This window comes from Bradyrhizobium sp. Kon56 (assembly GCF_055807635.1).
The window spans coordinates 1-14,329 of the sequence record NZ_JBVVOU010000007.1 but is presented as its reverse complement, the minus strand read 5'-3'; the positions used below and the strand labels follow the sequence as shown (position 1 = coordinate 14,329).

Here is a 14,329-nt window from a genome sequence, read left to right as displayed (position 1 = left end):
CCCGTCATGCTCACTGGATCACGACTTCCTTGAACAGCACCGCGCTGACCTGGACCGGAGCCACCGCGGCGTTGACGCGCTTGGTCAGCTCTTCCTTGAGGCGGAAGATGCCGGCGGAACCGTTGAGGTCGGAGGAGCGCAGCTCGCGCGCATAGGTCTGGAAGATGTCGGTGATGCGCGGCATCGTCGGCTTGATCGCCTCGACCTGCTTCTCTTCCTTCAGCTCCAGCACGATCTTGAGCTTCAGATATTGCACGCGCTCGCCCGGCGCGCCGGCGAGGTTGACCATGATGTCGGGAACCTCGACGAAAGCCGGCGGCTTCGGCGGAGGCGCCGCCTCGGCGTGATGCTCGTCGTCGCCGTGACGGAAAAAGAAGAACCACGTCGCGGCGCCGCCGCCGAGAACGGCGAGCAGGCCCACCACCATGATCATCAGCTTGAACTTGTTCTTGGGCGGAGCGGCTTCCGCGCCCTCAGCGGCTCCGCCGCCTTCCGCTTCATTCTCTGCCATGATCGCCGCGCTCGCTCATCTCTCAAAAGGGTCGAAAGAGCGAAGCTCCTGGCAGACAGTGACGCGATACAAATGCCCCAGCGCAGTGCTCCTCTTACGCGCAAACGCTACGGTAATAATGGTTAACGGAACCTTTCGATTGGGCCTTCACTAGGAAAAATCTGCCGGGCAAACATGGCTAACAGACCCTTTCTGCCGCCTCCCCGCATCCTCGAAAAACAGACAAGGCATTGAAAGTACATAATTTTCCCGCCTGGCACGAGTTTCGCTGAGAAAGGACCGAGACCCAGGGTTTGGGAGAACCCGAGGTCTCGTTCACGGGATCGGCCAATGCGCTTGGGAGAGCGAGCTGGCAGATCTCACTCAGGGGAGATTTCCGATGCAGAACGCGCTTCTGATCGGCTTGTCACGACAGATGACGTTGGAACGGCAGATGGATGTCATCGCCAACAACGTCGCCAACGCCAACACCAACGGCTTCAAGGCCGATCATTCGCTGTTCGAGGAGTACCTCAACTCGAACGCGCGTGAGGACAATTTCGTCGGCTCCGACCGCCGGGTCTCCTATGTGCAGGACCGCGGCACCTTCCGCGACGTCGGCCAGGGGCCGATGGAGCCGACCAAGAATCCGCTCGACATGGCGATCAGCGGCAACGCCTATTTCGCGGTTCAGGCCAATGGCGCCGAGCGCTACACCCGCGACGGAAAATTCTCGCTCAACAGCACCGGCCAGCTCGTCACCTCCGACGGCAACCTCCTGCTGGGCACCAGCGGCCCGATCACCTTCCAGCCGACCGACCACGACATCAACGTCGCGCCGGACGGCACCGTCACGGTGCTCGAGGGCACGGCCAAAAACGATTCGATCCGCGGCAAGATCCGCATGGCGTCGTTCGACGATCCGGCCAAGCTGACCAAGCTGGGCGCCAACCTTTATGACATCGGCTCCGCGGTCCCGCAGGCCGACACCAAGTCGACCGTGCAGCAGGGCTATGTCGAGAAGTCGAACGTGAACTCGGTCGGTGAGATGAGCCGCATGGTCGAAGTCATGCGCAGCTACACCGCCATCGCCAACCTGCTCCAGCAGCAGAGTGACATGCACAAGTCGGCGATCGAGAAGCTCGCCGACGTTCCGGCCTGATTGAGGGAGAACTGACATGCAGGCGCTTCACACCGCAGCAACCGGAATGGCGGCACAGGAACTCAACGTTCAGGTGATCTCCAACAACATCGCCAACCTGCGCACCACCGGCTTCAAGAAGCAGACCGCGGCGTTCCAGGATCTGATTTACGAACACGTCCGCCGGGTCGGCGCCCAGTCGTCCGACCAGGGCACCATCCTGCCGGTCGGCGTCGACATCGGCGGCGGCGTCAAGACCGTCGGCACGCCGCGCAGCATGACCCAGGGCACGCTGTCGCAGACCGGCAACGACCTCGACATGGCCATCACGGGCGAAGGTTTCTTCAAGATCCTGATGCCCGACGGCAGCTACCAGTACACCCGCGACGGCACCTTCCAGATGGACAATCAGGGGCGCATCGTCACGGCGCAGGGCAACCCGGTGCAACCGACGATTACGATCCCGAACAACGCCTCGGGCCTCACCATCAACGTGCAGGGCCAGGTCTCGGTGACGCTGCCGGGTTCGTCGACCTCGGCCGTCCAGGGCCAGATCGGCCTGACCCGATTCATCAACAAGGCGGGCCTCCAGCCGGTCGGCAACAATCAGTTCACCGAGACGCCCTCCTCCGGCCCGCCGCAGGACGGTACCGCGAGCTCCGAGGGTTTCGGCAACATCACCCAGAGCAGCCTCGAGCAGGCCAATGTCGACGTCGTCTCGGAGATGAGCGACCTGATCGCCGCCCAGCGCGCCTACGAGATGAACGCCAAGGTGATCAGCGCCGCCGATCAGATGATGCAGTCGACCACGGCGTTGTTCCGCTGAGGTGATGACGATGATCCGCACCACCCTCGCCACGATCTCCGCTCTCCTCGTGCTGGCGCTGCCCGCACGGGCCGCCGACGACTTCATCGCGACGCCGACGCTGCGCGCGAGCATCACCGTGACCTCGGACGTGGTGCGGGTCGGCGATCTCATCGACAATGCCGGCTCGGCCGCGCTGATCCCGGTCTACCGCTCGCCCGATCTCGGCACCACCGGTGCGCTGCCGGTCGCCCACGTGCTGGCGGTGTTGCGCGCAAAGCAGGTGATCGGCGTGATGACCGGCGACATCAAGGAGGTCCAGGTCACCCGTCTCGCCCGCACGCTCGTGAACAAGGACCTCGAGACCGCGGTCGCCTCGGCGCTCGAGCGCCGCTTTGGACTTGGCGATGCCGCCAACATCACCGTCACGTTCGACCGCGGCATTGCCGACATGCGGCTGGATGCCTCCAACACCGGCGTGCTGCAGCCGGTGGCAACCCGCTACGACGCCCGCAGCGGCCGTTTCGACATCGCCTTCGAGATCAACAACGACAACAATCCGGCACCGACCAAGCTGCGTTTCACCGGCACCGCGATCGAAACGGTGGAAGTGGCCGTGCTGACGCGCGACATCGACCGCGTCGATCTCCTGAAGGCGTCCGATGTCGCCATGGAGCGGCGGCCGAAGGCCGAGGTCACCGGTGAGGCCGCCTCGCGCGATCGCACGCTCGGCATGCAGCTCCGCCGGCCGATGCGGGCGGGGACGCCGATCCGCGTCGCCGACATCGTCAAGCCCGACTTCGTGCAGCGCGACCAGAACGTCACCGTCATCTACCAGGTTCCCGGAATCTATCTCACCACGCGCGGCAAGGCGATCGAGAGCGGCGCCGAGGGCGATACCATCAGCGTGCTCAACCTGCAGACCAAGCGCACGCTGAGCGGCGTCGTCAGCGGCCGCGGCCAGGTGACGGTCCAGGGCGCCAGCCAGGCCGCGCCGATGCCGGCCGCGGTCGAACAGACCTCCTCGCTCAAGCGCGACGAGGCGCCCGCCCCCGTCGATACCGCAGCCCTCGTCCGGAACCTGGTCCAAGCCCCGGCATCCCCGGCCCAGATCGCACAAGCCCAGATCCCGCAAGTTCGCGTCTCGCAAGCTCCAGCCAAGTCAGAGTAAGTCATGTCCACGTTCAGTTCGGCTTTTCGTCCCCGTCGCATCGCGATCTCTGCCCTGCTGCTGGCGACGTGCGCGCTGGCGAGCGGCTGCTCCTCGATCGACCGTCTGTCGCAGATCGGCGAGCAGCCGAAATTGTCGGCGATCGACAATCCGACGACGCAGCCCGGTTACAAGCCGGTGCAGATGCCGATGCCGAAGCCCGAGGTCGCCTCCTACAATCCGAACTCGCTGTGGCGCAGCGGCAGCCGGGCCTTCTTCAAGGACCAGCGTGCCCATCAGGTCGGCGACATCCTGACGGTGGCCGTGAACATCACCGACAAGGCCAATATCGAAAACGACACCCAGCGCAGCCGCACCAACAAGGAAGATTCCGGGATCACCGACTTCATCGGCGCCAAGACATTGGGGGCCCAAGCGCAGAAGGTGTTGCCCGGCCGCATCCTCACCGCCGACTCGACCGCGTCCAGCGAGGGCAAAGGAAGCGTGGACCGCAAGGAAGCGTTGCAGACCAACGTCGCGGCGGTCGTCACCCAGGTCCTGCCGAACGGCAACCTCGTGGTCGAGGGCAAGCAGGAAATCCGCGTCAACTACGAAATCCGCGAGCTCATCGTCGCCGGCATCGTCCGTCCCGAAGACATCCAGAGCGACAACACCATCGATTCCACCAAGATCGCGCAGGCCCGCATCGCCTACGGCGGCCGCGGCCAGATCATGGACGTGCAGCAACCGCGCTACGGCCAGCAAGTCATGGACGTGCTGCTGCCCTTCTAGCTTCTCCCGAGCTCCCACATCGTGTTCGCGAACCTAGGCGCGGACGACGATGTACGACGCGGCCCTCGCTAGCTCCCCTGGCGAGGGCCGCATGTATTTTGGCGATGGCTGCATACAGCGCTCGGCGACGCGCGATTGTAGCGACGCCGCTATCCCCTCTCCGCCCCTTCGACTGTCATCACCCGCGAAGGCGGGCGATCCAGTATTTCGAGACGTCAGCGATGAACCGAGAAGCCGCGGCGTACTGGATTCCCCGCCTTCGCGGGGAATGACGACGCGGTGCCCGCAGAGCCTACGTAAACTCCGCCTCCACCACGCCCAGCCCGTCCAGCTCCATCCGCACCTTGTCGCCGGCCTTCAGCCACAGCGTCTTGACCAGACTCCCCGTCAGGACGAGCTGTCCCGCGTGAAGACCCTTGCCCTCGGCGGCGAGATGGTTGGCGAGCCAGGCGAGTGCGTTGTGGGGATGGCCGAGCACGTCGGCGCCGGTGCCGTGGCTGACCTCTTCGCCGTTGACGATAGCGCGGCCTTTGACGGCCTTCAGGTCCGGCACCGACGAGCGCGGCACGATCTCGCCCAACACGCAGCCGGCGGCGAAGAAATCGTCGGCGATCAACGTCGGCGCGCCCATCGTTTCCCACTTCACATAGCGGTCGTCGACGATCTCGATCGCGGGATGATAGGCCTCGACGGCTTCGCCGACCCATTCGGCCGTGAACGGCGCCTCGCCGGCGGCGAGATTGCGCTTCAGCCGCACCGCGATCTCGCATTCGACGCCGACGCGGACATAGTCGGCAGCCGCGAGCTGCACGCCGCTGTCGTGCACGCCTTTCTGGAACACGCCGCCGCCGCATGGGTGTGGAATCCCGATGTAATCCTGCATCACCTGGCTGGTGCAGCCGATCTTGTAACCGACCAGCGGGCCGGCATGCGGCAGCAGCAGATCGTGCAGCGCCCGCTGGACCTGATAGCCCTCGGCTTCATCGGCCGGAGGAACTTCGAGCGCCGCTAGCGGCGCATGGTTGCGGCGCGCCAGCGCGATCGCCTTTGCGGCTGCGAGAATTCTGTCCATCGGCGCCGGCTCCTACACACCACAATCGAGGGCGGCACTTCAGCATCCCCGCCGGGGCGTGACAAGCGCAGGGCGCCGCGCGGCAGCACGTCATGCCAGCCCAGGCTGGATGAGATGCGGACGCTGATCGTTCCACATCATGGCAAGCCTCACGGGCGGCGCCGGCGTTTAAGGAAATATTGAGCTGGTCCGGGCTTTATGGGGATGCACGCCTTGTAGCGTCGCAACAGGCCTGATTGCAGCAATGTATGAAGCTGCTGGATCAGCGCCTCAGCATTCGAGTCGATGTCCTTGATGCGACTCGCAAAACCTCTCGCACCTGAAGTGAAGGCTGTTTCTCATCCGAACTCACGTGAGTTCGGAGGAGTTGAGTCTAGCCCATTGATCGCGATTCACTTTTCGCGATTGCGCCCGCGCGCCGAAACGCGCGGTTGCAAGCGACAGGCAAAATGCTGATCACGGCGCGAAAAGGCGCACCTTGCGTTCAAAAAACAAAGAGCCGCATCGCTGCGGCTCGGACTCTATTCGTCGCGATAGACCTTCTCGCGTTTCTCGTGGCGCTCCTGCGCCTCCACCGAAAGCGTCGCGATGGGACGGGCCTCGAGCCGCTTTAACGAGATCGGCTCGCCGGTGTCCTCGCAATAGCCGTAGGTGTTGTCCTCGATACGCTGGAGCGCGGCGTCGATCTTGGCGATCAACTTGCGCTGGCGGTCGCGGGCACGGAGTTCGATGGCGCGGTCGGTTTCGGACGATGCCCGATCGGCGAGATCGGGGTGGTTCACATTCTCCTCCTGCAGGGCTTGCAGGGTGAGCTTGGACTCTTTGAGGATCTCATCCTTCCAGGCGAGGAGCTTCAGGCGGAAGTACTCCTTCTGCCTGTCGTTCATGAAAGGCTCTTTTTCGGTCGGTCGGTAGTTTTTCAACTTTTCCAAGGGCGGCCTATCTGTCTAAGCAACGACTCGTACACGGAACGGGGTCCGCTGAGCGGGGCGTTATATAGCGGCCTCCTGTGACAGACAATGTTTCCCTGATCGCCTGACCGGCGCCCCCAAGCCCTTGCACAGGAAGGTTTATCCTGGAGGGCCCGGGAGCGGCCGACGGCCTAGTAGCCGACCGTGAAACGCTGGCTCTCATGGGCCGGCCGCTCGATCTCGTCGGCGAGCGCGATGGCGTAATCCGCGAAGGTGATCCAGCTCTTTCCGTTCGCATCTGCGAGAAGCTGATCCGTCCCAAGCCGGAATTTGCCGGTGCGCTCTCCCTCGATAAACAGGGCCGACGGCGAGATGAAGGTCCAGTTCAGCTCCTTTTCCTGCCGCAGCAGGTCGAGAAAGGCTGAACCCGCCTCCGCCTCAGCCTTGTACTGAGCCGGAAAACCGGGAGTTGTCACCAGCTTGACGCCCGGAGCGACCTCCAGACTGCCGGCCCCGCCGACGACGAGGTAACGGCCGACCTTGGAGTCCTTGGCCGCGCCGATCAGCTTGAGCGCGTCGCTGGCCAGGAAGTGCACGGAACTCACGGCGACGTCGTGCCCGGCCCACAGCTTGGCAAGGGCTGGCTGGTCGAGCACATCCCCCTTGGTCGGCGTGGCGTTCGGCAGGACCGCGATCTTCTCCGGGTTGCGGGCGATGGCCGTAACCGCGTGGCCGCGGCGGGACAGTTCCTTGGTGATCTCCGACCCGGCCCGGCCCGAGGCGCCGGCAACTGCGATTTTCATGCAAGGCTCCTTTGCTTCTGTAGTAACCAACGGTGACTAAATATCGCAAAGAGCGCTGGTGTTAAGAGAGCACTTTGTGCTTACCTGATTACACGGGAGTAACCGGCGGCGGCCGGCAAATCAGCGGAATGGATCGTGAGGACCCGACGATGAAGCCAGACGTCTATGCAGCGAACTGCCCCACGCGACAGATCCTCGACCGCGTCGGTGACAAATGGGCGGTGCTGATCCTGCTGCTGCTGCGCGAGGATCCGATGCGCTTCAATCAATTGCGCCGCACGATCGAAGGCATTTCGCAGAAGATGCTGAGCCAGGTTCTCAAGTCGCTCGAGCGCGACGGATTGATCAAGCGTCACGCCATCGCAACCGTGCCGGTGACCGTGGAATATTCGATCACGCAGCTCGGCGTGACGCTCGCCGCCGCCGTCGATCCGCTGCGCGATTGGGCCGAACAGAATCTGAAAGACGTGCTCGCCGCCCAGCGCCGCTATGACGCGCAGTTGAAGGATGAAGCGGCGTAAGCCGCTACGCCTGCCCGGCCTTGGCGAGCTCGACCTCGACGCGCAGCTCGATCTCGGACAGCACCGAATCCAGGCCGGAATCGCCGGAGGACGATTTCAGGTTCGCCGCAGCGTCACGCAGCCGCATCACGGTCGAGGCATCGAGCTTGCCGGAGAGGAGCCCCATCTTGAGATCGTCGAGCACGTCGAGCGCGGTCTTTCCGCGCACGACCGAGCGCTTGCGACGCTCGACCGGATCCTCCTCGATGCCTTGCAGCGCGAGCAGCCCGTCGATGTTGGCGGCCGCCTTCGGTGCGGCGGCGCCTCGCGTCTCCGGCGCCGACGAGGTGTCGGGCAGCACGAAGGTGCCGGAGCTCGTCCGCCTGGCCTGGCTGGCCGGCGTTCCAAGCGTGGTGCCATTCGGTCCGTAGATGCGCATCCGAAGCAATCCGGGTGATCGATGCGCCACATTCGCCGTTTTATGGTTAACGGCCCGTAAACAGCCCGGCAAAATCTGCCGACAGGCGGCAGTTTCGCTCCTCAGGGACAACGCAGGCTGAGGTCGCTCGAAACAGATTTATTCAACCTATTCAGCGACCTACCCCCGCTGCCCCGAGTTGGCACAGCGCTCGCAAGGACAGCGTCGGACCAGCTCGTCATGGGAGTGTCGTGATGGTCCTTTGATTTGAGGAGCCTCGGGGAGCAGAGGATGCCAAGCGTTCGTTGGGTGAGACTTGTGGGGGTGGCCTGCGCCGCGCTGTCAGCGCTGGCGCTCTCGGTCAATTCTGCAAGCGCGACATCGCGCATCAAGGATCTCGCCAACATCGAAGGCGTGCGGCAGAACCAGCTCATCGGCTACGGGCTCGTCGTCGGTCTCAACGGCACCGGCGACACCCTGAACAACATCCCCTTCACCAAGCAGTCGCTGCAAGCGATGCTCGAGCGCATGGGCGTCAACATCCGCGGCGCCACCATCCGCACCGGCAACGTCGCCGCCGTGATGGTGACAGGCAATCTGCCGGCCTTCGCCACCCAGGGCACGCGCATGGACGTCACCGTCTCCGCGCTCGGCGACGCCAAGAATCTCCAGGGCGGCACCCTGCTCGTCACCCCGCTCCTCGGCGCCGACGGCAACGTCTATTCGGTCGCACAGGGCTCGCTCGCGATCTCAGGCTTCCAGGCCGAAGGCGAGGCGGCGAAAATCGTGCGTGGCGTGCCGACCGTCGGACGCATTGTCAACGGTGCCATCATCGAGCGCGAGATCGAATTTGCGCTCAATCGCCTGCCGAACGTCCGGCTTGCGCTACGCAATGCCGACTTCACCACGGCCAAGCGGATCGCCGCCGCGATCAACGACTATCTCGGCGTCAAGACCGCCGAGCCGATCGACCCATCGACCGTGCAGCTTGCGATCCCGCCGGAGTTCAAGGGTAACGTCGTCGCCTTTCTCACCGAGATCGAGCAGCTCCAGGTCGATCCGGATCTCGCCGCCAAGATCATCATCGACGAACGCAGCGGCATCATCGTGATGGGTCGCGACGTCCGCGTCGCCACCGTTGCGGTCGCACAGGGCAACCTCACCGTCACGATCTCCGAGAGCCCGCAGGTCAGCCAGCCCAACCCGCTGTCGCGGGGGCGGACCGTGGTCGCACCACGCAGCAGCGTCAGCGTCACCGAGGACGGCAAGAAGTTCGCCGTCGTCAAGGACGGCGTCTCGCTTCAGCAGCTCGTCGACGGCCTTAACGGTCTCGGCATCGGCCCGCGCGATCTCATCAGCATCCTGCAGGCGATCAAGGCCGCCGGTGCGATCGAAGCCGACATCGAGGTGATGTGATGCAGACCGGCATGGTCAACACCGCACGGCTCGCCAGCTCCGCCTTCTCGGTGGAGAGCCGCAATGGCCGGCCGGACTTCGATCTCGCCGCGGCACTGCAAAAGGTCTCGCCGAAGCAGCAGGCCAAGGCGCAGAAGATCGCCACCGACTTCGAGGCGATGTTCCTCAACAGCATGTTCTCGCAGATGACCTCGGGCCTGAAGGGCGAAGGCCCGTTCGGCGACACGCCTGGTACCGGCGTGTGGCGCTCGATGCTGACCGAGCAATATTCCAAGAACTTCGCCAACGCCGGCGGCGTCGGCATCGCAAGCGACGTCTATCGCACCCTGATCATGCAGCAGGCAAAAACGATCCGCACGGCATAAGGTCAAACGAGATGAACCATTTCAACGCCTCGCGTCAGCCCGTGCAAGCGCAGCGCCCGAACACCGCACCCGGCAGCGCCGAGTCGCGCAAGATCGCCGAGCAGTTGATGGATGCGATGAGCGCCCTGCTCGGTCTGATCGAGCGCGAGACCGAGCTCGTGCGCGCCGGCCAAGTCCGCGAGGCGATGACCCTCGAGAGCAAGAAGCAGGAGCTGTCGCGAAACTATGTCGGCGCCGTCACCCGGTTGAAGGCGAACCAAGCCCAGCTCGCCAAATCCGCGCCCGAGCTGCTCTCGACGCTGCATCGGCACCACGATGCATTCCGCGCGATGCTCCAGGTCAACCTCACCGTGCTCGCAACCGCTCACGCCGTGTCGGAGAGCGTCGTGCGCGGCGTCAACGCCGAGATCCAGAAGCGCAACGTGCCGAACACCTATACGGCCGCGGGACGACGCGCCACGCCGGGCCCGCGCCACATCACGCCGCTCGCGGTCAGCCGCTCGCTCTGAGCGCGCGCAACAACAAGCGACAATTTTATGAAAAACCGCGCGGCAACATCGTCGCGCGGTTAGGCACGTTTCCTTACCGGATGTTCAATCCCGGTGTTCCATGGTTGCGTATTGAGAGGGGTTGGGATTTGACTCACGTGAGGCAACCAGGAGGCTGCCATGAGTACAGATTTCAGCATCAGGCCGGTGGGGATACCGGTTGCCGTGCAGATCGTAGCGACGTCGAATGCGGCGGCGAACGAGGCCGTACAAACCGATCTGCCCGTGAGCCAGACAGTGGCCGCTGGCGAGGCGAGCGCGCCTGCACGCAATGATTTGCGAAGCAACGAGAACGTCTCACGCCAGGTCGTGTTCGACCAGGCGGCGGCGTCGTTCGTCTTCCAGGTCGTCAACGACAGGACCGACGCGGTGGTCAACCAGTTCCCCGACGAAGCAATGCTGCGCCGGCGGGCCTATTTCCATGCGCAGGATTTGAAATCCGAGCCCTCGCGTCCGGCCAGCACGGACCGCAGCGCCTGACAATCAGGCGTCGAGCGTCGCAACGGCAACATCGAGATCGCTCGAACCGGTCGCGGGACCGGTGACGACGTTCCTGATCTGCGTCTTGCCGGTATACGTCAGCATGAATTTGGTGTTGCCGAAGAAACGAGCCGTGCTCGATCACGGACGGCCGGACAGACCAGCGGCGATATTGCGGTTGATCTCGATCAGCGGACGGAAATGATCGAACTGCGGGCTCATCTGCAGTGCGGCGGTCTGGCTCAGCACGAACACGCTGATGTTGGCGATCTTCTGCCGGACGTCGATCGGCTGCGGATTGTTCTCGCGCATGGCCTCGCTCAGGAAAATCGTCCAGAGCTTGCGATTGAACATCAGAGCCTGCGTGGTCTGCTCGCTGAACGGCTCGGCGCTGTTGATCGCATCCTGAAGCTTGTTCGCGGCCTTGAGCAGGGTCTGCGCTTCGATGTCGCGAGGAGATGCGGTGGTCGTTGCAACACGCGCGTAGGCCGAGGCAGCGGAATTCGACATCAATCACACCCTGGAGGTTACCCAGCCCGTTGAACGCGCTTAAGGATTTCTTTCCCGACCCTAGGCAGCACCGCTTAAGATTTGCTTACGTGAGTGCTTGGAGGGGCTCCGGATAAATACGGGCCCGGAGTCCTTCGTCGTGAAGCTAGATGCGCGGATGCATGCTGTAAACACGCTTCCATGATGCGCATCAATCGCGATCCTGCCTTACCGATCTCAATAAAAACGGCGGAGCATGAGCCCCGCCGCGATATTCCGATTCAGTATCTTGCGCTCCGAGATTAGCGGAGCAGCTGCAGCACGCTCTGTTGCGACTGGTTGGCCAGCGACAGCGCGGACACCGCGATCGACTGGCGGGTCGACAGCGCCTGGCTGTTCGCCGCTTCCTCGTTGGTGTCGGCGAGCGTCAGGTTGGATGAGCCGGTCTGCAGCACGTTGATCAGGTTCTTCGAGAAGTCCTGGCGCACCTGCACGATCGAGAGGTTGGAGCCGAGCGCGGAACCTTCCGAGCGCAGCGTGCTCGAGGCCGCGTTCAGGCTCGTCAGCACCTTGTTGGTTGCGCCGTTGTCGATGAAGTCCGTGCCGGGGACGAGATTGCTGAGGCCGAGCCCCGCTGCGTTGAACACCACGCCATTGATTCCGAGCGTCGAGCTGCCGGTCTCGTTGAAGACCAGCTTCAGCGTGTCGCCGTTGAGCAGGTTGACGCCGTTGAAGGAGGAGTCCTGCGAGGTCGTGTCGATCTGCGCCAGGATGTTGTTGAACTGGCTGACCAGACCGGAGCGCGCCGTCTGTGCGACGGGATCCTGGATCGGGGGCTGTGCGGTGGTGAAGGCGAGCACACCGGTGAGCGTACCGCCGACCGCGCCGCCCGCGGCCGTCGAACCGAGTGTCGAAGAGGCGTATTCGTTGACGGTGGTGACGGTCAGCACGCCATTGGCGTCGATCGTCGCCGTCAGATGGTTGGCCTGAAGCTGCACGTTGAGCTGGTCGAGCGTCTTGACCGTGCCGTTGGTGCCGTCACCGAAGGTGACGTTCACCGGCGTGCCGCCGTTGAACGAGCTGAAGGTGAGCGTCTTGCCGCTGACGCCGCCAACGCCGGAGGTGCGCGCCGCGCTGAAGGCGGTCGCCGTTCCGGTGTTGCCGCTGAGGCCGAATGCGGCGAGCGCATTGCCGGTGCCGGTGATCGAGAGGTCGGCGTTGATGCCGGTCGAGAGCGCCAGCTGGCCGCTGGTATTCACCGAGGACGGGATCTGGCCTGCGGTGGTCGAGAGCGTCGCGGCACCCAGGAAGATGCTGGCGGTCTTCACGCCGGTAGCAAGGTCGATCGAATTGAGCAGGTCAGTCAGCGTCGCGCTCTGGAGATAGATGGTCGAGTTGCCGTTGCCGTCGGTGACGATGTTGCCGCTAACGCCGCCGGAGGTCACGCTCGTGGCCGATTGCGGCGTCTCGGCGTTCTTGAAGGTAATGGTGTGGCCGTCGATGTTCAGCGTCGAGCCATCCTTGACGAGACTGCCGAGCGAACCCGCAGTCGTCTGGCGGTTGGCGCTCACGCTGGCATTGCCTGCGCCGGTCGCCGAGGTCAGTCCGAGCGCCTTCAGGAAGTCGGCCTTGCCAGTCACGCTCAAATCGGAACCGGTCGAGCTCTTCAGCGTAACCGCGCCCGCGGTAATGGACGACGGCGTCTGGGCCGTACCGACTGTCGCGCCGCTCGTCGCGATCGTGGCGGCGCCTGCGCTGATCGTCGCTGTCTTGACCCCGCTGGCAAGGTCCACCGCGCTGAGGAGGTCATTGACCGTAGCTGTGGGAGCGCCAGTCGTTCCCATGTAGATGATCGAATTGCCAGTGCCGTCCGTGGCGATATGGCCGCTCGGGTCGAGGCCCCAGCCGGTCGGCTGCGCCGAAGGTGCAGCACCGGTGCGGAACGTGACCGTCTTACCGTTCACGGTGATCGAGTCGCCGTCTGCCGGCGACGATCCGAACGTGGTCGCGGCGGTCGCCCCGATCAGCGTGTTGGTGCCGGCGAGGTTCGTGGCGTTGTCGGCTGCCTTGGCAACCGCGCCGGTCAGTGTGCCGGCGGTCGATCCGAGCGACGCACCGAGCGAGGCGCCTGACGTTACCGGCGTCACGCCGCCAGGTGCGCCGGTATAAAGCACGTTGCTGTTGGCGGTCGCGCTGGCATAGGAGGTCGTGCCGCGGAGATCGGCGGGCGTCGCACCGGGAATCGTGGTGGAGACGTTCGATTTGGTTGAGTAGCCGACCGTGGTCTGCAGCGCCTGGTTGGCGATTGACTTCGCAGAGTCGATCAGCTTCTGCAGCGAGGTGATGCCGGTGTTGGCGGCCTGGAGCACCTGGACACCGTTGTTGATGCCATCGAGCAGGTTGCTGATGTCGCTCGCCCGGTTATCCAGTCCCTGCGCCGTGAAGAAGTTGGTGGGATTGTCGAGCGCGGTGTTGACCTTCTTGCCGGTCGACAGCCGCTCCTGCGTCGTGGCCAGCAAGTCGGCCGTCGACTGCAGCGACAACAGGTTCTGGCGAACGGACGCCGAGAGAACGATGTTGGACATTGGCAGGTCTTCCTCTTGAACCGGATACGAATCGGCCACGCGGGTCTGGAAGCGGGCTTTTGTCCAGTATTAGAGCCTGTCCTTTAAAGTATGGTTAACGCCGGTTTAAGGGATACGGTTAATGCGGGGTTAGCGCCCCCTCCCCCGGTCTCACGCGGTTCCTGCGCCAAAAAGAAAGCGGCGGGGCCGAAGCCCCGCCGCTCGTAGTTATTGTTGTAATTACAGATACTTATTAGCGGAGCAGCTGGAGCACGCTTTGCTGCGAGGTGTTGGCCAGCGACAGCGCCGAGACCGCGATGGACTGGCGGGTCGACAGCGCCTGGCTGTTGGCCGCTTCAGTGTTGGTGTCGGCCAGGGTCAGGTT

General features: G+C 63.9%; 17 protein-coding genes. 9 read left to right on the top strand and 8 right to left on the bottom strand.

Going from position 1 to position 14,329, the window contains the following annotated elements; translation table 11 throughout:
* Nucleotides 1-10 precede the first annotated feature (10 nt).
* Complete coding sequence (gene fliL / locus AC0L3B_RS13105; protein WP_007602133.1) at nucleotides 11-511, bottom strand: flagellar basal body-associated protein FliL; 501 nt, start codon at nucleotides 509-511, stop codon at nucleotides 11-13.
* Between the two features lie 379 nt (nucleotides 512-890).
* On the opposite strand from fliL, the gene flgF reads away from it, so the two are divergent.
* The 4 genes from flgF to flgH are packed head-to-tail and all read left to right on the top strand — an operon-like array spanning nucleotide 891 to nucleotide 4,378.
* The gene (flgF, locus tag AC0L3B_RS13100; protein WP_473380497.1) at nucleotides 891-1,652 is read left to right on the top strand and encodes a flagellar basal-body rod protein FlgF; all 762 of its coding nucleotides are present in this window, start codon (nucleotides 891-893) and stop codon (nucleotides 1,650-1,652) included.
* A 16-nt stretch (nucleotides 1,653-1,668) separates the two neighbouring features.
* The gene (gene flgG / locus AC0L3B_RS13095; RefSeq protein WP_007602131.1) at nucleotides 1,669-2,457 is read left to right on the top strand and encodes a flagellar basal-body rod protein FlgG; all 789 of its coding nucleotides are present in this window, start codon (nucleotides 1,669-1,671) and stop codon (nucleotides 2,455-2,457) included.
* A 10-nt stretch (nucleotides 2,458-2,467) separates the two neighbouring features.
* Nucleotides 2,468-3,607 (top strand): flagellar basal body P-ring formation chaperone FlgA, encoded by a 1,140-nt coding sequence (gene flgA, locus AC0L3B_RS13090; RefSeq protein WP_473332408.1) that lies wholly within the window; start codon nucleotides 2,468-2,470, stop codon nucleotides 3,605-3,607.
* Between the two features lie 3 nt (nucleotides 3,608-3,610).
* Nucleotides 3,611-4,378: a flagellar basal body L-ring protein FlgH gene (gene flgH / locus AC0L3B_RS13085; RefSeq protein ID WP_018456424.1), complete on the top strand. Its 768-nt coding sequence runs from the start codon at nucleotides 3,611-3,613 to the stop codon at nucleotides 4,376-4,378.
* Between the two features lie 292 nt (nucleotides 4,379-4,670).
* On the opposite strand, the gene AC0L3B_RS13080 is transcribed toward flgH, so the two are convergent.
* The 3 genes from AC0L3B_RS13080 to AC0L3B_RS13070 form a co-directional block, all read right to left on the bottom strand.
* Nucleotides 4,671-5,450, bottom strand: coding sequence for a 2-keto-4-pentenoate hydratase (locus AC0L3B_RS13080; RefSeq protein WP_018456425.1), 780 nt, complete (start codon nucleotides 5,448-5,450; stop codon nucleotides 4,671-4,673).
* A gap of 521 nt (nucleotides 5,451-5,971) precedes the next feature.
* Nucleotides 5,972-6,337: an RNA polymerase-binding protein DksA gene (gene dksA, locus AC0L3B_RS13075; protein ID WP_008554760.1), complete on the bottom strand. Its 366-nt coding sequence runs from the start codon at nucleotides 6,335-6,337 to the stop codon at nucleotides 5,972-5,974.
* 215 nt (nucleotides 6,338-6,552) lie between these two features.
* Complete coding sequence (locus AC0L3B_RS13070; protein WP_473380496.1) at nucleotides 6,553-7,164, bottom strand: NAD(P)-dependent oxidoreductase; 612 nt, start codon at nucleotides 7,162-7,164, stop codon at nucleotides 6,553-6,555.
* Nucleotides 7,165-7,313: 149 nt separating this feature from the next.
* On the opposite strand from AC0L3B_RS13070, the gene AC0L3B_RS13065 reads away from it, so the two are divergent.
* Nucleotides 7,314-7,685, top strand: a complete 372-nt coding sequence (locus AC0L3B_RS13065) for a winged helix-turn-helix transcriptional regulator (protein WP_026233175.1) — start codon at nucleotides 7,314-7,316, stop codon at nucleotides 7,683-7,685.
* Between the two features lie 4 nt (nucleotides 7,686-7,689).
* Here AC0L3B_RS13065 and AC0L3B_RS13060 read toward each other — a convergent pair whose 3' ends face one another.
* Nucleotides 7,690-8,103, bottom strand: a complete 414-nt coding sequence (locus tag AC0L3B_RS13060; RefSeq protein WP_085349418.1) for a flagellar assembly protein FliX — start codon at nucleotides 8,101-8,103, stop codon at nucleotides 7,690-7,692.
* Between the two features lie 270 nt (nucleotides 8,104-8,373).
* On the opposite strand from AC0L3B_RS13060, the gene AC0L3B_RS13055 reads away from it, so the two are divergent.
* The 4 genes from AC0L3B_RS13055 (at nucleotide 8,374) to AC0L3B_RS13040 (ending at nucleotide 10,891) form a co-directional block, all read left to right on the top strand.
* Entirely contained in the window at nucleotides 8,374-9,498 is a 1,125-nt protein-coding gene (locus tag AC0L3B_RS13055) for a flagellar basal body P-ring protein FlgI (RefSeq protein WP_026233176.1), read from the top strand.
* Nucleotides 9,498-9,863 carry a flagellar assembly peptidoglycan hydrolase FlgJ gene (gene flgJ / locus AC0L3B_RS13050; protein WP_085384327.1) on the top strand — a complete coding sequence of 122 codons (366 nt, stop codon included), beginning with the start codon at nucleotides 9,498-9,500 and terminating at the stop codon, nucleotides 9,861-9,863. The genes AC0L3B_RS13055 and flgJ overlap by 1 nt, the downstream gene beginning before the upstream one ends.
* Nucleotides 9,864-9,874: 11 nt before the next feature.
* Entirely contained in the window at nucleotides 9,875-10,372 is a 498-nt protein-coding gene (locus AC0L3B_RS13045; RefSeq protein ID WP_085358967.1) for a hypothetical protein, read from the top strand.
* Nucleotides 10,373-10,531: 159 nt separating this feature from the next.
* A complete protein-coding gene (locus AC0L3B_RS13040; protein ID WP_085358969.1) occupies nucleotides 10,532-10,891 on the top strand; it encodes a hypothetical protein in 360 nt (119 codons plus the stop codon).
* 141 nt (nucleotides 10,892-11,032) lie between these two features.
* Here the strand turns inward: AC0L3B_RS13040 and flaF are convergent, their stop codons facing one another.
* The 3 genes from flaF to AC0L3B_RS13025 form a co-directional block, all read right to left on the bottom strand.
* Nucleotides 11,033-11,401 (bottom strand): flagellar biosynthesis regulator FlaF, encoded by a 369-nt coding sequence (gene flaF / locus AC0L3B_RS13035; RefSeq protein ID WP_007612319.1) that lies wholly within the window; start codon nucleotides 11,399-11,401, stop codon nucleotides 11,033-11,035.
* 281 nt (nucleotides 11,402-11,682) lie between these two features.
* Nucleotides 11,683-13,965: a DUF1522 domain-containing protein gene (locus tag AC0L3B_RS13030; RefSeq protein WP_085358971.1), complete on the bottom strand. Its 2,283-nt coding sequence runs from the start codon at nucleotides 13,963-13,965 to the stop codon at nucleotides 11,683-11,685.
* Nucleotides 13,966-14,197: 232 nt separating this feature from the next.
* Nucleotides 14,198-14,329 (bottom strand): flagellin (locus tag AC0L3B_RS13025; protein ID WP_473380623.1); only part of this gene is annotated, 132 nt, incomplete at its 5' end.